Consider the following 17,859-nt stretch of genomic DNA (forward strand, 5'->3'; position numbering starts at 1 on the left):
AGAGCGGCTCAGTCGGCTTTCTTGCGGATCCAGTACAGGAAAGTGCCGGCGTCCTCTTGCTGCAGCAGCAGCTCGTGGCCGAGGAAGTTGCAGAACTTGGGGATGTCGCGGCGGGTCGACGGGTCGGTGGCGATGACCTTGAGCAGGCCGCCGGCGGCCAGGTTACGTACGTGCTGGTGCAGCATCATCACGGGTTCCGGGCAGTTCAGGCCGGTGGCATCGAGGATGGCGTCGGGGGTGAAATCGGTCATGGGGGGCTCCGAAAATGATCGCTATTGTCGCGCATAGCGCGACGCGGTCCAAGCACGGCTTTCAAACCCAGCGCTCTTGATCTTGATCTTGATCTTCGCGACTTCAGGAGGCCGAACGCAGGCCTTGCGGAGGCAGGTGACGGGCATGGATGCTCGTCAAGCGCTGAGGCCCCAGGATGGGGCCTTCGGCGCGGTCCTGCCGGGAGCAAGGCCGGAGTGAGGGGACCCCGGAGCGCAGCGCAGGGGCCGGATGATGGGAGCGCAGCGTTTTTTGGTTACTTTTTGTCGCGTTTGACAAAAAGTGACTCGCCGTAAGGGCGAAAAGGTGAGTCAGCGTCGCCATCGCAAATGGACGGTTCGCCGAGTCAAAACAGACGAGTTCGCTCTTTGCTTCTTGCTTCTTGCTTCTTGGATGTGAGCATCCACATCAAGTAGGTATTCATTCGCGAAGGTGGCGCATAGTCACCTTTCCGCCCTTACGGCGGGTCCCTTTTTGTCGTGGCAAAAAGGAACCAAAAACCGTCGGCTCCCATCATCCGGCCCCTGCGCTGCGCTCCGGGGTCCCCTCGCTCCGGGCTTGCTCCCGGGAGGACCGCGCTGCAGGCCCCATCCTGGGGCCCAGCGCTTGACGGGCATCCATGCCCGTCACCTCCCCTCGCAAACCCTGCACTCGGCCTCCTGAAGTCGCAATCTGCGTCGCCTGAACTATCGCGCGCTTAGAAGCAACAGCAAAAGCAGAAGCAGAAGCAGAACGACGTGCTGGCCTCAGCGTGGCTTCAGATCGAGCCGCCGCAGGTGGCACGTCACTTCCTCGCGGTCGTGGTAAAGCTGCTTGCAGGCAATCGACACCCTGATCTTGCGTGCCTTGAATGTTGCCTCCATGCGGTCGAGCAGGCGCCGTACTTCGGCATAACGCTGCTTCATCGGCAACTTCAGGTTGACCACTGCCTCGCGGCACAACCCCTCACCCAGCCAGGTTTCGATCAGCGAGGTGGTACGCGCCGGCTTCTCGACGATATCGCACACCATCCAGTCTACCGGCTGCTTTGGCTGCCAGGTAAAGCCATCGGCCATCAAGTGCTGGACCAGGCCGGTGTCCATCAGGCTTTCGGCCATCGGCCCGTTGTCAATGGCTGTCACCAGCATGCCACGGCGCACCAGCTGGTAGGTCCAGCCGCCCGGCGAGGCTCCCAGGTCGACACCGGTCATGTCATCACCCAGGCGCTGCTCCCACTGCTCACGCGGAATGAACTGGTGCCAGGCCTCTTCCAGCTTGAGTGTCGAACGGCTAGGTGCCTCGCGAGGGAACTTCAGGCGCGGGATGCCCATGGGCCACAAAGCGCTGTTGCTGGCCGATGCAACGCCGACAAATACCCGCCGGCCGCTGATGAAGGTCAGTAGCAAACGTGGGCGGCCAGGGTCGTCGACCAGGCGGCCGGCCTTCTCCAGGGCCTTGCGCAACGGCACTTCGAACTTTCGGCAAAAGGTAGACAATTCCTTGCCTTCGTTGCTGTCCAGCACCTCAAGCCACAAGCTACCGAACACCGGGAGATCGGCCAACTGCGCCAGCAGTACGCTGATGCGGTCACTTTCCGGCAGTTCGACGTAACCGCCACGTGCCCACTGCCGCGGGAAAATCAGCTGGTTGAAACGCAGTTCCCCCATCAAGCGCTCGGCACCGCCCTCCTCGCTGCAGACAAACTCGGCGCTGGCACTTTGCGGCTTGCCTTTGGCATAGCCGGCAACGCCCAGGCGGGCGGCATGTTCGCTGATTTCAGCGCAAACCTCGCCCTCGAAACCGGGCCGGCAATGCATGAACAGGGTATTCATCTCTCACTCCACTACGGCTGGCGCACCACAGGCGCCGGCAGGGCGGCGATGATAAAGGAAGTTCGGAACCTGCGACACGCCCCGCCGGTCCAGAAAAGGGTCAGGTAGCCTAAACCGGTCTAACCTGACCACTCAGCCAGGTCCGTACCGTGCGGACCGATACAGAGCGGTGCTGCCGGCAAACCGTGAATATTTGCCGGGCACCGGTGCAGAAGGAGTTGGCAATGCCCTCGCTCGATAGCCTGAACACCCTCAAGCCCCTCAAGGTCGGCGACCAGACCTACCACTACTTCAGCCTCACCGAGGCCGCCCGCCAGCTGGGTGACCTGCAGCGCCTGCCCATGTCGCTGAAAGTGCTGCTGGAAAATCTGCTGCGCTGGGAGGACGGCACAACCGTCACCGGCGACGACTTGCGCGCCATTGCCCACTGGCTAGGCGAACGGCGCTCCGACCGCGAGATCCAGTACCGCCCGGCGCGGGTGCTGATGCAGGACTTCACCGGCGTACCCGCCGTGGTCGACCTGGCGGCCATGCGCGCCGCCATGGCCAAGGCTGGCGGCGACCCGCAACGGATCAACCCGCTGTCACCGGTCGACCTGGTGATCGACCACTCGGTAATGGTCGACCGCTACGGCACGCCGCACGCCTTCGCCGAAAACGTCGACATCGAAATGCAGCGCAATGGTGAGCGCTATGCCTTTCTGCGTTGGGGCCAGAGCGCGTTCGACAATTTCCGCGTGGTACCCCCGGGCACTGGCATTTGCCACCAGGTCAACCTGGAATACTTGGGCCGCACGGTGTGGACCCGTGAGGCTGATGGCCGCACCTACGCCTTCCCCGATACCTTGGTGGGCACAGACTCGCACACAACCATGATCAACGGCCTGGGCGTACTCGGCTGGGGTGTCGGCGGCATCGAAGCGGAAGCGGCGATGCTCGGCCAGCCGGTATCGATGCTGATCCCCGAAGTGATCGGCTTCAAGCTGACCGGCAAGCTGCGGGAGGGCATCACTGCCACTGACCTGGTGCTGACCGTGACGCAGATGCTGCGCAAGAAAGGCGTGGTGGGCAAGTTCGTTGAATTCTACGGCGACGGCCTGGCCGAACTGCCCCTGGCCGACCGCGCGACCATCGCCAACATGGCACCGGAATACGGCGCCACCTGTGGTTTCTTCCCGGTCGACCAGGTCACCCTGGACTATCTGCGCCTTTCGGGCCGCCCCGAAGCGACCGTGCAGCTGGTGGAGCAGTACTGCAAGGCGCAGGGCATGTGGCGCCTGCCCGGCCATGAGCCGTCATTCAGCGACACGCTGGCACTGGACATGGACGAGGTCGAAGCCAGCCTGGCCGGGCCCAAACGGCCGCAGGACCGCGTAGCACTGGGCCAGGTCAGCCAAGCCTTCGACCACTTCATCGAGTTGCAGCCCAAACCGCTGGCCAAAGAAGTTGGCCGCCTGGAAAGCGAGGGCGGCGGCGGTGTGGCGGTGGGCAACGCCGACCAGACCGGCGCAATCGACTACAGCCATCAGGGCCAGACCCACACCCTGCGCGATGGAGCCGTGGTGATTGCCGCGATCACCTCATGCACCAACACGTCCAATCCCAGCGTGATGATGGCTGCCGGGCTGGTGGCGAAAAAAGCACTGGAAAAAGGCCTGCAACGCAAACCTTGGGTCAAGAGCTCGCTGGCGCCGGGCTCCAAGGTGGTCACCGACTATTTCAAGGCTGCCGGGCTCACGCCTTACCTCGACCAGCTGGGTTTTGATCTGGTCGGTTATGGCTGCACCACCTGCATCGGCAACTCCGGCCCGCTGGACGAGGCGATCGAGAAAGCTATTGGCAGCGCTGACCTCACCGTAGCCTCGGTGCTATCGGGCAACCGCAACTTCGAAGGCCGCGTGCACCCGTTGGTCAAGACCAACTGGCTGGCCTCGCCCCCGCTGGTGGTGGCCTACGCCCTGGCCGGCAGCGTGCGCCTGGACCTGACACGCGACCCGCTAGGCTCAGGCAAGGACGGCCAACCGGTCTACCTGCGTGATATCTGGCCGAGTCAGCAGGAAATTGCCGAGGCTGTGGCCAAGGTCGATACGGCGATGTTCCACAAGGAATACGCCGAAGTGTTTGCCGGTGATGCGCAGTGGCAGGCCATCGAAGTGCCACAGGCCGCCACTTACGTGTGGCAGGCTGACTCCACCTACATCCAGCACCCACCGTTTTTCGACGGCATCGGCGGGCCGCCACCACAAATTGCCAATATTCACGGCGCGCGGGTGCTGGCGCTGTTGGGCGACTCCGTGACCACTGACCACATTTCCCCCGCCGGCAACATCAAGACCGACAGCCCGGCCGGGCGCTACCTGCGAGAACAGGGTGTGGAGCCACGCGATTTCAACTCCTACGGTTCGCGGCGTGGCAACCATGAAGTGATGATGCGCGGCACCTTCGCCAACATCCGTATCCGCAACGAAATGCTCCCAGGTGAAGAAGGCGGCAACACCTTGCATGTGCCCACTGGCGAGAAGCTGTCGATCTACGACGCAGCCATGCGTTACCAGCAGGAAGGCACCCCGCTGCTGGTGATTGCCGGCCAGGAGTACGGCACCGGCTCGAGCCGCGACTGGGCAGCCAAGGGCACCAACCTGCTGGGGGTCAAGGCCGTGCTGGCAGAAAGCTTCGAGCGTATTCACCGCTCCAACCTGGTGGGCATGGGCGTGTTGCCGCTGCAATTCAAAGCCGGGCACAACCGCAAACAACTGGGGCTGACCGGCAAGGAGCAGATCGATGTACTGGGGCTGGACGGCGCAAATCTCCACCCCGGCATGAGCCTGCCCTTGCGCATTACCCGCGAGGATGGCCAGCAGGAACAGATCGAGGTGCTATGCCGGATTGATACCCTGAACGAGGTGGAGTACTTCAAGGCGGGGGGGATTCTGCATTATGTGTTGCGCCAGATGATCGCTGACTGAGACGGATAGCCTGGCACAAGATTTGTGCCGTTCTCTAAACCGAGCGCCGCGCGGGCGGCGCTTGGTTACATGGGCGCCGATGCCCCACAGCCGTAAGCGTCCTAGTCCCTCGCGACAGGGCTGGCCCTTGGCCACCCATTCGGTCATCATCTGACTCACCCGTCATTGATGGCAATCAATGAACCAAATATCCATTCAATAAAACCAGCGGCTTGCCGATACCTGTCGAAAGCCCTGCGGACTATCACCCATGCGTAACAACCAGCCGATTACCCAGAGAGAACGGACTTTCCCTGCCCAGCAGCGGTTGATCTCCACCACCAACGCCAAGGGTGTGGTCACCTACTGCAACGATGCCTTTATCGAAATCAGTGGTTTCACCCGCGAGGAGCTGACTGGCGCACCGCACAACCTGGTGCGCCACCCCGACGTACCGCCTGCCGTGTTTGCCCATATGTGGCAAACCCTCAAGCAGGGCCAGCCGTGGATGGGTATCGTCAAGAACCGCTGCAAGTCCGGCGACCATTACTGGGTCAACGCCTATGTCACACCCATCTTCGATAACAACCAGGTCGTCGGCTTCGAGTCGGTGCGGGTCAAGCCCACCGCTGAGCAGATCCGCCGCGCCGAGGCCTTGTACCAGCGCATCAATCAGGGTAAGCCGCCGGTACCGCGTCGCGACAAGTGGCTGCCGGTGCTGCAGGACTGGCTACCGTTCATCCTGATCAGCCAGGCGGGCTTCCTGATCGGCAACTGGCTGGGTCATTCCTGGGGCTTTGCCTTGGCCGCAGGGCTTTCGGTACCACTGGGCCTGCTTGGCCTGAGCTGGCAGCAACGCGGCCTCAAGCGTCTGCTGCGCCTGGCCGAGCAAACCACTTCCGACCCACTGATCGCGCAGATGTACACCGACAGCCGTGGCGTGCAGGCGCGCCTGGAAATGGCCATGCTCAGCCAGGACGCACGCATGAAAACCTGCCTGACACGCCTACAAGACAGTGCCGAGCACCTGAGCGACCAGGCACGGCAGTCCGATGCCTTGGCGCACAAGAGCTCTTCGGGCCTGGAGCGCCAGCGGGTGGAGACCGAGCAAGTCGCCGCTGCGGTAAACCAGATGGCTGCCACCACCCAGGAAGTGGCCAACCATGTGCAGCGCACCGCCGATGCCACCCAGGAAGCCAACCGCCTGACCAGCCAGGGCCGGCAGATTGCCGGAGAAACCCGCGAGGCCATCGAACGTCTGTCGGCGGCAGTGGGCGAGACCGGCCAGACGGTTACGCAACTGGCCAAAGACAGCGACGAGATTGGTGGCGTGGTCGACGTGATCAAGGGTATCGCCGATCAGACCAACCTGCTGGCGCTGAACGCAGCCATTGAAGCGGCGCGCGCCGGTGAAATGGGCCGAGGTTTTGCCGTGGTAGCTGATGAAGTACGTCAGTTGGCCCAGCGCACCGCCGAATCCACCGGGCAGATCCACGGCCTGATCGCCAAGCTGCAACAGACCGCCAGCAACGCAGTGCTGACCATGGAAACCGGCCACCGCCAGGCACAGGAAGGCGTTGACCGGGTAATGCAGGCCGACGAGGCGCTGGTAGGCATCAGCGAAGCGGTGGCCAATATCACCGATATGGCCACCCAGATTGCTGCTGCAACCGAGGAGCAGACCGCTGTGGCTGACGAGATCAGCCGCAACATCAGCACCATTGCCGAACTGGCCGACCAGACCGCCGAACAGGCGCAGCACTCGGCACTGCTGAGCGAGGAACTGACCAGCACGGCGGGGAGCCAGTATTCGCTGGTGGAGCGCTTCAACCGCTGAAGCTCACGGCTTGGCACGCCACCGCTGTGGATGGGCACCGGCTCTGCCGGTGTTCGCGGGCAAGCCCGCTCCTACAACGGAATGTGCCGAATCACCTACGCGTAGGAGTGGGTTTACCCGCGAATACGGTAGCGCCGGCAACGGTGAACGGCGGGTGGAAATTGGCCCGCAGGCCCGGCCCATTCGCGGGTGAACCCGCTCCTACAACGGCTGTGCCGAACCACCGCGTATGTAGGAGCGGGTTTACCCGCGAATACGGTAGCGGCGGCAACGGTGAACGACGAGTGGAGATTGGCCAGCAGGCCGGGCCCTTTCGCAGGCAAGCCCGCTTGCTGTGTTACCAGTCCAACCGCAAGCGGCTCTCGAAGTAGCGCTCTTCGCCACTCAGCGGGTCCTCGAAACGCAGGCTCTGCGCCAGCAGTTTCAGCGGCCGCTGGTAGTCATCCTCTTCATTGAGCAATTGCGGATAGAACGGGTCATTGCTGATCCCTGCCCCCAAAGCCGCCATGTGCACACGCAATTGATGGGTCTTGCCGGTTACTGGCGACAGCCCATAGCGCCATTGCTCACCGTTCTTCTCCAGCACCTCGGCCAGGGTTTCACTGTTGGCCTCACCCTCCACCTCATGCATGCGGAAAAATGGCTCGCCATGCACCAGGCGGCTTTTGTGCACCAGCGGAAACACATGCTGTGGCATGGCAGCGGCAATGGCCTGGTAACGCTTGTCGATACGCCGCTCGGGGAACAGCCGCTGGTAGGCGCTGCGGCTGTGCGGGTTGGCGGAAAACAGCACAAGCCCGGCGGTGTGCCGGTCGATGCGGTGCAACGGCACCAGATGCGGGTTGTCCAGGCGACGGATCAGGCGGCGCAACAAGGTCTGCTCGACGTATTCACCGGTCGGCGTCACTGGCAGGAAATGCGGTTTATCGGCCACCACCAGGTGCTCGTCCACATGCAGCACCACCTCCTGCACCGGGATCGGCCGTTCGTTCGGCACCTCGCGGAAGTAATGCAAACGCATGCCACGCTTGTAAGGCAGGTCGGCGGCAACTGCCTGCCCCTCGGCATCCAGCACCCGGCCACGGGCAAAGCGGTCAAGCCACTGGGCGCGGTCGATGGCCTTGAAATGGTCACACAAGCAATCGAGCACGGTCACCCAGTTACCAGGCGGCAAGCACACCGTACTGGCTTGCTGGCGGGCGGGGTCGAAAGACGTGGTCATGGCTGGGCTCGAGACGTTAATGGCCGCGCATTATCGCCCAAGCCCGCTCCCTCAACCAGCCCGGGCCATCGCCTCGCAGCGCTCCTTCAGCCAGCGCAGTACCTGTACCGGCTCCCAGCGGCCAGGGTCATAGAGGGCATAGAGCAACCCCTGATAGCCCACCACATCCAACCCACGGTGGTAACCGGCCCGCTGGAACAAGGCCTCGATCTCGGCGAAGCAGGTATTGAAGTGGACTTTGCCGAACGGCGTACAGTCGTCGGTCACCAGGCCCTCAAGGCGCAGTTCCAGAACGGCGTCAGCCACCCGCTCCACGGGCATGCGGTTAACGCTGTACTTGAGTTGCTCGACATTGAGCATGGCTTCACCTCGATACTGTATTTATATACAGCATACGAACATCCCCTTGCTGCCGTCAATGCGCTTCATTGCAGCCCCGCCAGGTAGCCGCTGCCTTTGCGCAGGGTCAGCACCTGCCTGCGCGGCGTGCCGCGCGTCACCGACAGATGAACCCATTTGTCGAATTCCAGGATCAACTGATCGAAGGGCACCGCACTTTCGCTGATTCGCCGGACGGTCTCGCGCGGGCTGACCTCGATCACCGTGAAGTCCGCCGCCAGCCCTTGCACGTGTTGGCTGTCGGAGGCGCCACCGATCAACCGGTTGACCCTTTCACTGCGATACCCGCTGCTGATGATGATGGGCGCGTCGAACAATGCACGTACCTGTTCCAGCGCACAGCACAGCAATTGCAGGTTGGCCCTGGCTTCGAGGGGTGGTGCATTATCGAACCCGTCCCGGGCGGCGAGCTGGGAAACGGTCATTTCATCGAAGGTGAAATGTGGAGTGATCAGCATGGCGAGCTATTCCGATGATGGTGAAGGTTGCCGGCGACGGTGCGCCTGCAACAGATCATCAGCTCGCTTCACAAATCATGGAGCAGGGTTGCAACTCCTCTGCAGCCATCATTGCCCAAGAAAGGCCACCACTTGTTCGGTATCGAACGGCCAGTGCAGCTCGGCGCCGTTGTCACAGCGCCGCAGCACCGGAATGATCAGGCCATAACGCTCGAACAAAGGCTCGCTCTCGGCGATGTCGACCAGCTCTACCAGCAGGCCATGATCGACGAGGGGCATCAACACGGCCTCGGCCACTTCGCACAGGTGGCAGCCGAGGGTACCGAACAGTTGACATTCAGGCAGCATGGGGCAGGTCCCGGGTTGGCGTACACAAAAGCCTATTCTAGGCCCGCCACGCCCACCCTGCACCTGACCTGGCTCAATCCTGGCTGGTAGCACCGATCCGGTGCAGCGACAAGTCCGCGCCCTGGAACTCCTGTTCATGGCTCAAGCGCAGGCCATGCAGCGCACGGATTGCTCCATACACGGCAAAGCCACCGGCCAAAGCCACCAGCACACCCATCAGGCTGCCCAGCAGCTGGCTTACCAGGCTGACACCGCCCATACCGCCCAACGCCACCTGGCCGAACACGCCACAGGCGATGCCACCCCACACGCCACACAGGCCATGCAACGGCCACACACCCAGGACGTCGTCGATTTTCCAGCGATTTTGCGCTGCGGTGAAGGTCCAGACAAAGAGCGCCCCCGCCACCAGGCCGGTGACCAGCGCACCAACCGGGTGCATCAGATCGGAACCTGCGCAAATCGCCACCAGCCCGGCCAGCGGACCGTTATGCAGGAAGCCCGGGTCGTTGCGCCCGGCCAGCAACGCTGACAGGGTGCCACCCACCATGGCCATCAGCGAGTTGATCGCCACCAGGCCACTGACGCCCTGCAAGGTCTGGGCACTCATGACGTTGAAGCCGAACCAGCCGATGATGAGGATCCACGAGCCCAACGCCAGAAAGGGAATGCTCGACGGCGCGAACGCCACCAGGCGGCCATCGCGGTAGCGCCCACGGCGCGCTCCTAGCAGCAGCACCGCCGCCAGCGCCAGCCAGCCCCCCATGGCGTGTACCACCACGGACCCGGCAAAGTCATGGAACGGTGCGCCGAAGCGAGCCTGCAGCCAAGCCTGCACGCCCAGGTTGCCGTTCCACACCACACCCTCGAAGAACGGATAGACGAACGCCACGATCAACGCCGTGGCGCACAACTGCGGTACGAATCGCGCCCGCTCGGCGATGCCCCCGGAAATGATCGCCGGAATCGCCGCCGCAAAGGTCAGCAGGAAGAAGCACTTGACCAGTGCATAGCCATGGTCGACAGCCAGCGTCGCTGCCGGCTGGAAGAAGTTGACCCCATAAGCGATCCAGTAGCCTATAAAGAAGTAGACCAGCGCCGAGATGGCAAAGTCGCTGAGGATCTTCGACAAGGCGTTGACCTGGTTCTTGTGGCGCACCGTGCCCACTTCAAGAAACGCAAAGCCGGCATGCATGGCCAGCACCAAAATGGCGCCCATGAGAATGAACAGGGTGTTGGAACCGTGGACCAGAGAGTCCATAGCGCTGTGCATGTTTTCCATGAAATAGGCAGACCTGCTGAAAAAGGCACCAGGACAGTTCAAGAACCTGCATCCCTGCACCGAATCGGTGCCAGCCCCTACCCTGTTCACGTGAGCGGGGTGAAGCCTGCGTGGTTTTTTCTTGGGTTTGTCGTGGATTGGGTTAAGGTTTATCGGTATCCGCTGCGCCGGCGCCCTGAATCGGCGCAAAACCGGCCACAGGCGCTCCGCAACGTGGCAAAAACTTAGCAAGGCCCATACCAGCAGCCGCACTTGAACCTTCCATGCGTGCTGTCACTCGAACTACCAACACTCATCGACAGGGAGAGACCCATGGCCAGCAAATCGGCAAAGAATGCACAAGAGATATTGATGGCTGACTTCCAGGCCTTGGTGCGCGACACCGAGAAGCTGCTGGCCGACACCGCCAACCTGGCCGGCGACCAGGCCGACGAATTGCGCGAGCAGATTCACGAGCGCCTGGCCCAGGCCCGCGAAACCCTGCAACTGACTCAGGACTCGGTACGTGAACGCGGTCAGGCGGCGCTTGGCAGCGCCGAGCAGTACGTGCAGGAAAACCCGTGGCAGGCGATCGGCATCGCGGCCGGCGTCGGCCTGTTGATCGGTCTGCTGGCCAACCGGCGCTAAGGGGAACCCATGGAGAATGACGCCAACGGCGCCGGCGCTTCGGGCAAGCGCCTGGGTGCGGCCATGCTGGGGCTGCTGCACAGTCACATCGAGCTGTTCGGTATCGAGTTGCAGGAGCAGAAAGGCCGCACTTTGAGCCTGCTGCTGTTCGCCGGCCTGGCGCTGGTGTTCGCCCTGCTGCTGCTGACTGCACTGTCCGGGCTGCTGCTGGTGCTGCTGTGGGACAGCTATCGACTGGCCGGTATCATTGGCCTGTGCGTGTTCTATGGCATTGCCGCACTGTACTGTGCCATGCGCCTGAAGGCGGCGGTGTTCGACGAATCATCGCCCTTCGGCGCCACCCTCGAAGAACTTGCCAAGGACAGGGAGCGCCTGTTGCCATGAGCCTGCCAGAACTGCCAAACACGCGTAACCCGCGTGAACTGCGCAAGGCGCTGCTGCGCCTGCGCATGGAGATGCACCGCCAGGAAATCCGCCATGAGTCCGGGCAGTTGCTTGAACCGCTGCGCCGCGTGCGCGGTATGGGCAGCTCACTACATGAAGGCCTGGGTATCAAGCATGCGCCACTGTGGGGCATCGGCGCCGTGGTGGCGCTGGGCTTTCTCACCGGCAAAGGCGTACGCAGCGGCAACCTGACGCGCCTGGTGCGCTTGGGCAGCACCCTGCTGCCGCTGGTGCGCCTCTACCTGCAAGGCGGCCGCCGCCCCTGACCAGCGCGCGACCCGGCAGCACAATGCCCTTGCTGCGGGGTATGCTGCTGCCTTCAAACTACAGGAGTACGCGCCTTGGACTGGCACACCTTGCTTACCCGCGAACGGCTGGGCAAAGCCCTGTACAGCGCCGATGAACTCGGGCGCAGCCCCTTCCACAAAGACCATGACCGCATCATTTTCTCCGGTGCCTTCCGCCGCCTGGGCCGCAAGACCCAGGTGCACCCGGTGTCGAGCAACGACCATATCCATACGCGCCTGACTCATTCGCTGGAAGTCAGCTGCGTCGGCCGCTCGCTGGGCATGCGCGTCGGCGAAACCCTGCGCGACAACCTGCCGGACTGGTGCGCCCCCAGTGACCTGGGGATGATCGTGCAGTCAGCCTGCCTGGCCCACGACATCGGCAACCCGCCATTCGGTCACTCCGGCGAGGACGCCATTCGCCATTGGTTCCAGCAGGCCGCCGGGCGTGGCTGGCTGGACGACATGAGCGATGACGAGCGGGCCGACTTTCTCAACTTCGAAGGCAATGCCCAAGGCTTTCGCGTGCTCACCCAACTGGAATACCACCAGTTCGATGGTGGGACGCGGCTGACCTATGCCACCCTCGGCACCTACCTTAAATACCCTTGGAGCGCCCGCCATGCCGACGCCCTGGGTTACAAGAAGCACAAGTTCGGCAGCTATCAGAGCGAACTGCCGCTGCTCGAACAGATCGCCCGCAAGCTCGGCCTGCCGCAGCTGGAACACCAGCGCTGGGCGCGCCACCCACTGGTGTATCTGATGGAGGCTGCCGATGACATCTGCTACGCGCTGATCGACCTGGAAGACGGTCTGGAAATGGAGCTGCTGCAATACGCGGAAGTCGAAGGACTGTTGCTCGACCTGGTCGGCGATGACCTGCCAGAAACCTACCGCCAGCTCGGCCCAAGCGACTCCCGCCGGCGCAAGCTGGCAATCCTGCGTGGCAAGGCCATCGAACACCTGACCAACGCCGCCGCCCATGCCTTCGTCGAGCAGCAGCAGGCGTTGCTGGCCGGGCAACTGGCGGGCGACCTGGTGGAGCACATGCATGGCCCAGCCAAACGCTGCGTACTGCAAGCCAAAGACATGGCACGCAACAAGATCTTCCAGGACAAGCGCAAGACCCTGCACGAAATCGGCGCCTACACCACCCTGGAGATTCTGCTGAACACGTTCTGCGGTGCGGCCCTCGAACAGCACGGTGGACGCACGCCATCATTCAAGAGTCGCAGGGTGCTGGACCTGATCGGCAACAATGCGCCAGACCCGCATGCCTCGTTGCACAGCGCCTTCCTGCGCATGATCGACTTCATTGCCGGCATGACCGACAGCTATGCCAGCGAAATGGCCCGGGAGATGACCGGGCGCTCCAGCCCGACCTGAAACGCGTCCGTGCAGCGCGGGCTCGGCCAGGCGCTGCACCACGCTTGCAGGAAACTTCCTACATCAACTGGAGCCAGACTAAACGGCACGAATATAAACTAATGAAAAGTTACCAAAATCGCTTTGACATCGAGTTAATCACACCTAATACGTAGCCCATTTTGTTTTATCTTGTAAGCCGTTTCCCATATAGGCCTAACAGCCATTCCCCGCACGCCCGACGACTTCCAACTGCGATAAGGTGCCCTCTGTCACCCTCAATCGATCGCAGGGAAATTGAACATGCACTCCATATTTATCGTTGACGACCATCCGGTGATTCGCCTGGCCGTCCGTATGCTGTTGGAAAACCAGAATTACAAGATTGTCGGCGAGTCGGACAACGGCGTAGATGCCATGCAGATGATCCGCGAGAGCAACCCCGACCTGGTCATTCTCGACATCAGCATCCCCAAGCTAGACGGCCTGGAGGTGCTGGCCCGCTTTCAGACCATGGCCCTGCCCTTGAAGGTTCTGGTATTGACTGCACAGTCCCCGGCATTGTTTGCCGTGCGTTGCATGCACTCAGGTGCGGCAGGCTATGTCTGCAAGCAGGAAGACCTGAGTGAACTGCTCAGTGCAATCAAGGCCGTACTGGCCGGTTATAACTACTTCCCCAGCCAGGCAATAAAAAACAACCAGACGACCGACAGTGACCTGCAACTTTTCCGCCAGGTAAATGACCGCGAACTGATGGTACTTCAACTCTTCGCCCAAGGCCGTAGCAACAAGGAAATTGCCAAGGGCATGTTCCTCAGCAGCAAGACTGTCAGTACCTACAAGAAGCGCCTCATGCACAAACTACAAGTCAATACGCTGGTCGACCTGATCGAGATGGCCAAGCGCAACGCGCTGGTCTGAACGTGGTCATGGCCCGAGCCATCAATCGCCTGCTGCTCGCCCTGCTGCTGTTCAGCGGCGCGACACAGGCTGTCCATCGCGAAGCCGCGTCCTTTACGTTGATCGCGCGCTCATCGGCCCGACCGGTCCAGCCCGTGCTCACGCCCGAACAACGACAATGGCTCGAAGGCCGTCAGGAACTGGTGCTGGGTACGTCGGCCCCCGACTATCCGCCGTTCGACATCACCGGTGGCGGCAACGACTACCAGGGCCTGACCGCCGAATATGCAAGCCTGATCGGCAAGGCCTTGCAGTTGCCGGTGAGGGTACTGCGTTTCTCCAGCCGGCAGGCGGCGGTAGAGGCGCTCAGGCACGGCGATATCGACCTGCTGGGCAGCGCCAATGGCTACGAAGCGGCCAGTGACGGCCTGGCACTGTCGCAGCCCTATGCCGTCGATCAACCCGTACTGGTAACGCGTGAAGACGAAAACCGGGCGCTGGACATGGACCTTGCCGGCATGCGCCTGAGCATGCTCTACCACTATTTGCCCAGACAGGAAGTCCTCAGCGCCTACCCCAAGGCCGAGCTGCTGGCCTTCAGCTCTTCCAGCCAGGCACTGAATGCCGTCGCGTTCGGCCAGGCCGACGTGTTCATCGGCGACACCATCTCCACGCACTACCAGCTCAACCGCGGCCACCTGCCCGGCTTGCGCATGGCCAACTTCGGCAAACACGAGGCCATCGGCTTCGGCTTTGCCTTGCGTCAGCAAGATACCTTGCTGCTGGACCTGGTGAACACCATCCTGGACAGGCAGAGCCCGGCCATACGCTCCAGTATCTTCAAACGCTGGAGCGCTGGCAGCGACCTGCTGCTGAGCGATCGCCAACTGCAGTTGAGCGAGGCCGAGCAGCAGTGGCTGCAGAAGCACCCGGTGATGCGCGTGGCGGCAGATGACGCGGCTGCACCACTGTCCTATTTCGATGATTCGGGGCATTTCCGAGGCATCACCGCCGACCTGCTGGAGCTCATTCGCCTGCGCACCGGGTTGCGTTTCGAAGTGCAGCGCGCCAGTGGCATTGCCGACATGGTCGCCCGCCTCAAGGATGGCCGGGCTGATGTCATCGCCGCACTGGCCAGCGCCGGGAAAGCAGGTGACGACCTGCAAATCAGCCGCCCTTACCTCGAAAGCGCCTATGTGCTGGTAAACCGCAAGGGCAACAACACACTGAGCTCACTGGAGCAGTTGCAGGGGCACCGCATCGCCATTACCCGCTACAGCACCCTGAACGCCATGCTGTCCCGGGACTACCCCAAAATAAGCTGGGTCGAAACCGAGAGCGCGTTCTACTCCATGGCGCTGCTCAACAGCGGGGCCGTCGACGCGGTGATCACCACCCTGATCGACGCCAACCACGCCTTGGCCAGCAACCCCGAACTGGTCATCCGCACCTCGGTCGGCAGCGAACCCGCCAACTTCGCCATGGCCACCACTGGCCCGTCACAGGCGCTGCTGTCTATCCTCGACAAGGCTTTGCTGAGCATCTCACCGGAGGAGCTGGGGGTAATCAACAACCGCTGGCGCGGCTTTGGCAGGCATGAGGATGACAACGCCAAAGGCTACAGCCGCCTTGCCCTGCAGGTAGTGCTGGCCACCGCCGTGCTTCTGTTGCTGGCCTTGCTCTGGAATGCCCGCCTGCGCCTGCAAATTCGCCAGCGCCAGCACGCCGAACGCGCGCTGAATGACCAGCTGGCATTCATGCGCGCCCTGCTCAACGGTACACCCCACCCCATGTATGTGCGTGACCGCGAGGGTTGCCTGAAAAGCTGCAACTACAGCTACCTTGAAGCCGTGCAGGCCCGCTCCGATCAGGTGATCGGCAGAAAACTGAACGACAGCCTGTTTGCCGATTCCGAGCAGGCTCTGCAGATCCAGGCTGATTACCAGAAAGTCATGGCTGCGGGCTCGCCACTGATCAAGGACCGTCCATTACGGATCAAGGGCCGGGACCTGACCATCTACCACTGGATCTTGCCGTACCGCGACTCCCTGGGTGAGGTGCAGGGGATCATCGGCGGCTGGATCGACATCAGCGAACGCCGCCAACTGGTCATGGAACTGCGCCAGGCCAAGCAGCAGGCCGACGATGCCAACCGCGCCAAGAGCACGTTCCTGGCGACCATCAGCCACGAAATCCGCACCCCGATGAACGCCGTGATCGGCATGCTGGAACTGGCGGTCAAGCGTGCCGACCAGGGCCGGGTGGACCGCAGCGCGCTGGAACTGGCGCACCATTCGGCCAAAGACCTGCTAGGCCTGATCGGTGACATTCTGGATATCGTACGCATCGAGTCCGGGCACTTGTCCCTGGCCCCGGAGGTGGTCGACCTGGCGGCGCTGGTCGAATCGGTGGGGCGCATGTTCGATGGCCAGGCGCGGCAGAAAGGCCTCGCCCTGGAGGTGCAGATCGCCCCGGCCGCACGCTGCCATGTCCTGCTTGACCCGCTGCGCTTCAAGCAGGTGCTGTCCAACCTGGTGAGCAACGCCATCAAGTTCACCGAGCACGGTCAGGTACGCATCTGCGTCGGCCTGCTGGATGACGGTACCAGCACACCAGCGGTACTGGAGCTGGAGGTGCGCGACAGCGGCATCGGCATCCACCCCGACGACCTGCAGCGCCTGTTCAACCCGTTCATCCAGGCCAACCCGCACAGCCAGGGCGCCCGCGCCGGTACCGGGCTGGGCCTGGCCATCTGCCGCAACCTGTGCGAAATGATGGGCGGCAGCCTGTCCATGAAGAGCCTGGAGGATGTCGGCACCCAGGTGCGCCTGAAAATGCCGCTGCAACGGGTTGATGCCGCAGCGCAGCCGACACCGTTGCCCGAGCAGCTCGACGTGCCCGACCCACGGCTGAACGTGCTGGTCATTGATGACCACCCGGCCAACCTGCAACTGATGGCGCAACAACTTGGCTACCTGGGCCTGGAACACGCCAGCGCCCGCGATGGCCGGGAAGGCCTGGCCGCCTGGCGGGCAGGCGACTTCGATGTACTGGTACTCGACTGCAACATGCCGCACATGAACGGTTACCAACTGGCGACTGCCGTGCGCGCCGAAGAACGCCATGGCAGGCGGCCACGCTGCACCATCCTCGGCTATACCGCCAACGCACAGCCGGAGGTACGCCGCAAGTGCCTGAACGCCGGCATGGACGACTGCCTGCTCAAGCCCATCAGCCTGAGCACCCTCAGCCAGCGCCTGGCTGGCATTTGCCCGCGCCGCCAGCAACGCCCCCGACGCAAGCTGTACCAACTGGACGGCCTGGCCGCTGTGGTCGGGCCTGACCCGGTCGACCGCCAGCGCTTCCTGGAGGCCTTGCAACAGAGCCTTCAGATCGACCTGGCCAGCCTGATGGCGCTGCACCCGCAGCATGACAGCGGCGCCATTGCCGAGCAGGCCCACAAAGTGCTCAGCGCCGCGCGCATGCTGGAAGCCCCTGACCTGATGGCGGCCTGTGAAGCCCTCGAGGCCAGCGGCTTGACCACTGCCCAGGTGCGCCTGCGGCGCCAGGCACTGGCACGGCATATGTGCAGGGTGGAACGTGCCCTGGCCAGGGAATTGACCACAAGCACAGCTACTCAGGCAGGCAGCCAGGCGTGTTAACT

15 protein-coding genes are annotated in these 17,859 nt (G+C 62.7%); 8 read left to right on the plus strand and 7 right to left on the minus strand.

The window, feature by feature from the left end; genetic code table 11:
• Window positions 1-8: 8 nt before the first annotated feature.
• Together tusA and rlmM are read right to left on the minus strand one after the other, a co-directional pair.
• Window positions 9-251 (minus strand): sulfurtransferase TusA, encoded by a 243-nt coding sequence (gene tusA, locus INQ47_RS14125; RefSeq protein WP_209964605.1) that lies wholly within the window; start codon window positions 249-251, stop codon window positions 9-11.
• A gap of 765 nt (window positions 252-1,016) precedes the next feature.
• On the minus strand, window positions 1,017-2,081 hold the full coding sequence (rlmM, locus tag INQ47_RS14130; RefSeq protein WP_252459822.1) for a 23S rRNA (cytidine(2498)-2'-O)-methyltransferase RlmM: 1,065 nt from the start codon (window positions 2,079-2,081) through the stop codon (window positions 1,017-1,019).
• Window positions 2,082-2,305: 224 nt separating this feature from the next.
• On the opposite strand from rlmM, the gene acnA reads away from it, so the two are divergent.
• Both acnA and INQ47_RS14140 read left to right on the plus strand, forming a co-directional pair.
• Window positions 2,306-5,047, plus strand: a complete 2,742-nt coding sequence (gene acnA / locus INQ47_RS14135) for an aconitate hydratase AcnA (protein WP_404701940.1) — start codon at window positions 2,306-2,308, stop codon at window positions 5,045-5,047.
• A 250-nt stretch (window positions 5,048-5,297) separates the two neighbouring features.
• On the plus strand, window positions 5,298-6,863 hold the full coding sequence (locus tag INQ47_RS14140; RefSeq protein ID WP_252459824.1) for a PAS domain-containing methyl-accepting chemotaxis protein: 1,566 nt from the start codon (window positions 5,298-5,300) through the stop codon (window positions 6,861-6,863).
• Window positions 6,864-7,200: 337 nt separating this feature from the next.
• Here the strand turns inward: INQ47_RS14140 and INQ47_RS14145 are convergent, their stop codons facing one another.
• The 5 genes from INQ47_RS14145 to INQ47_RS14165 all read right to left on the minus strand — a co-directional run bounded on the left by INQ47_RS14145 (window position 7,201) and on the right by INQ47_RS14165 (window position 10,572).
• Window positions 7,201-8,085: a pseudouridine synthase gene (locus INQ47_RS14145; protein WP_404701941.1), complete on the minus strand. Its 885-nt coding sequence runs from the start codon at window positions 8,083-8,085 to the stop codon at window positions 7,201-7,203.
• A gap of 51 nt (window positions 8,086-8,136) precedes the next feature.
• Window positions 8,137-8,445 (minus strand): hypothetical protein, encoded by a 309-nt coding sequence (locus INQ47_RS14150; protein ID WP_021785450.1) that lies wholly within the window; start codon window positions 8,443-8,445, stop codon window positions 8,137-8,139.
• A 65-nt stretch (window positions 8,446-8,510) separates the two neighbouring features.
• Complete coding sequence (locus tag INQ47_RS14155; RefSeq protein WP_021785451.1) at window positions 8,511-8,942, minus strand: D-Ala-D-Ala carboxypeptidase family metallohydrolase; 432 nt, start codon at window positions 8,940-8,942, stop codon at window positions 8,511-8,513.
• A 108-nt stretch (window positions 8,943-9,050) separates the two neighbouring features.
• Entirely contained in the window at window positions 9,051-9,290 is a 240-nt protein-coding gene (locus INQ47_RS14160) for a glutaredoxin family protein (protein WP_010953106.1), read from the minus strand.
• A gap of 73 nt (window positions 9,291-9,363) precedes the next feature.
• Complete coding sequence (locus INQ47_RS14165; protein ID WP_404701942.1) at window positions 9,364-10,572, minus strand: ammonium transporter; 1,209 nt, start codon at window positions 10,570-10,572, stop codon at window positions 9,364-9,366.
• 312 nt (window positions 10,573-10,884) lie between these two features.
• Between INQ47_RS14165 and INQ47_RS14170 the strand changes: the two genes are divergently transcribed.
• From INQ47_RS14170 to INQ47_RS14195, 6 genes are all read left to right on the plus strand, one after another.
• Complete coding sequence (locus INQ47_RS14170; RefSeq protein ID WP_021785453.1) at window positions 10,885-11,199, plus strand: YqjD family protein; 315 nt, start codon at window positions 10,885-10,887, stop codon at window positions 11,197-11,199.
• 9 nt (window positions 11,200-11,208) lie between these two features.
• A complete protein-coding gene (locus INQ47_RS14175; protein WP_021785454.1) occupies window positions 11,209-11,583 on the plus strand; it encodes a phage holin family protein in 375 nt (124 codons plus the stop codon).
• Complete coding sequence (locus INQ47_RS14180; protein WP_003248704.1) at window positions 11,580-11,909, plus strand: hypothetical protein; 330 nt, start codon at window positions 11,580-11,582, stop codon at window positions 11,907-11,909. The genes INQ47_RS14175 and INQ47_RS14180 overlap by 4 nt, the downstream gene beginning before the upstream one ends.
• Window positions 11,910-11,984: 75 nt before the next feature.
• Complete coding sequence (locus INQ47_RS14185) at window positions 11,985-13,316, plus strand: deoxyguanosinetriphosphate triphosphohydrolase (protein WP_404701943.1); 1,332 nt, start codon at window positions 11,985-11,987, stop codon at window positions 13,314-13,316.
• 282 nt (window positions 13,317-13,598) lie between these two features.
• Entirely contained in the window at window positions 13,599-14,216 is a 618-nt protein-coding gene (locus INQ47_RS14190) for a response regulator transcription factor (RefSeq protein WP_021785456.1), read from the plus strand.
• 8 nt (window positions 14,217-14,224) lie between these two features.
• Window positions 14,225-17,857: an ATP-binding protein gene (locus INQ47_RS14195; protein WP_404701944.1), complete on the plus strand. Its 3,633-nt coding sequence runs from the start codon at window positions 14,225-14,227 to the stop codon at window positions 17,855-17,857.
• Window positions 17,858-17,859: the final 2 nt, after the last annotated feature.

Origin of the sequence: Pseudomonas sp. 3HC3 (genome assembly GCF_044904505.1) — a bacterium.
Lineage (GTDB): Bacteria > Pseudomonadota > Gammaproteobacteria > Pseudomonadales > Pseudomonadaceae > Aquipseudomonas > Aquipseudomonas putida_Y.

Bases quoted from the DNA above. Each gene is read 5' to 3' on its own strand.
- INQ47_RS14155 (WP_021785451.1), bottom strand. From the start codon at position 8,942: ATGCTGATCACTCCACATTTCACCTTCGATGAAATGACCGTTTCCCAG.
- INQ47_RS14175 (WP_021785454.1), top strand. From the start codon at position 11,209: ATGGAGAATGACGCCAACGGCGCCGGCGCTTCGGGCAAGCGCCTGGGT.
- INQ47_RS14190 (WP_021785456.1), top strand. From the start codon at position 13,599: ATGCACTCCATATTTATCGTTGACGACCATCCGGTGATTCGCCTGGCC.
- acnA (WP_404701940.1), top strand. From the start codon at position 2,306: ATGCCCTCGCTCGATAGCCTGAACACCCTCAAGCCCCTCAAGGTCGGC.
- INQ47_RS14165 (WP_404701942.1), bottom strand. From the start codon at position 10,572: ATGGAAAACATGCACAGCGCTATGGACTCTCTGGTCCACGGTTCCAAC.
- rlmM (WP_252459822.1), bottom strand. From the start codon at position 2,081: ATGAATACCCTGTTCATGCATTGCCGGCCCGGTTTCGAGGGCGAGGTT.
- INQ47_RS14150 (WP_021785450.1), bottom strand. From the start codon at position 8,445: ATGCTCAATGTCGAGCAACTCAAGTACAGCGTTAACCGCATGCCCGTG.
- INQ47_RS14160 (WP_010953106.1), bottom strand. From the start codon at position 9,290: ATGCTGCCTGAATGTCAACTGTTCGGTACCCTCGGCTGCCACCTGTGC.
- INQ47_RS14170 (WP_021785453.1), top strand. From the start codon at position 10,885: ATGGCCAGCAAATCGGCAAAGAATGCACAAGAGATATTGATGGCTGAC.
- INQ47_RS14195 (WP_404701944.1), top strand. From the start codon at position 14,225: ATGGCCCGAGCCATCAATCGCCTGCTGCTCGCCCTGCTGCTGTTCAGC.
- INQ47_RS14140 (WP_252459824.1), top strand. From the start codon at position 5,298: ATGCGTAACAACCAGCCGATTACCCAGAGAGAACGGACTTTCCCTGCC.
- INQ47_RS14145 (WP_404701941.1), bottom strand. From the start codon at position 8,085: ATGACCACGTCTTTCGACCCCGCCCGCCAGCAAGCCAGTACGGTGTGC.
- INQ47_RS14180 (WP_003248704.1), top strand. From the start codon at position 11,580: ATGAGCCTGCCAGAACTGCCAAACACGCGTAACCCGCGTGAACTGCGC.
- tusA (WP_209964605.1), bottom strand. From the start codon at position 251: ATGACCGATTTCACCCCCGACGCCATCCTCGATGCCACCGGCCTGAAC.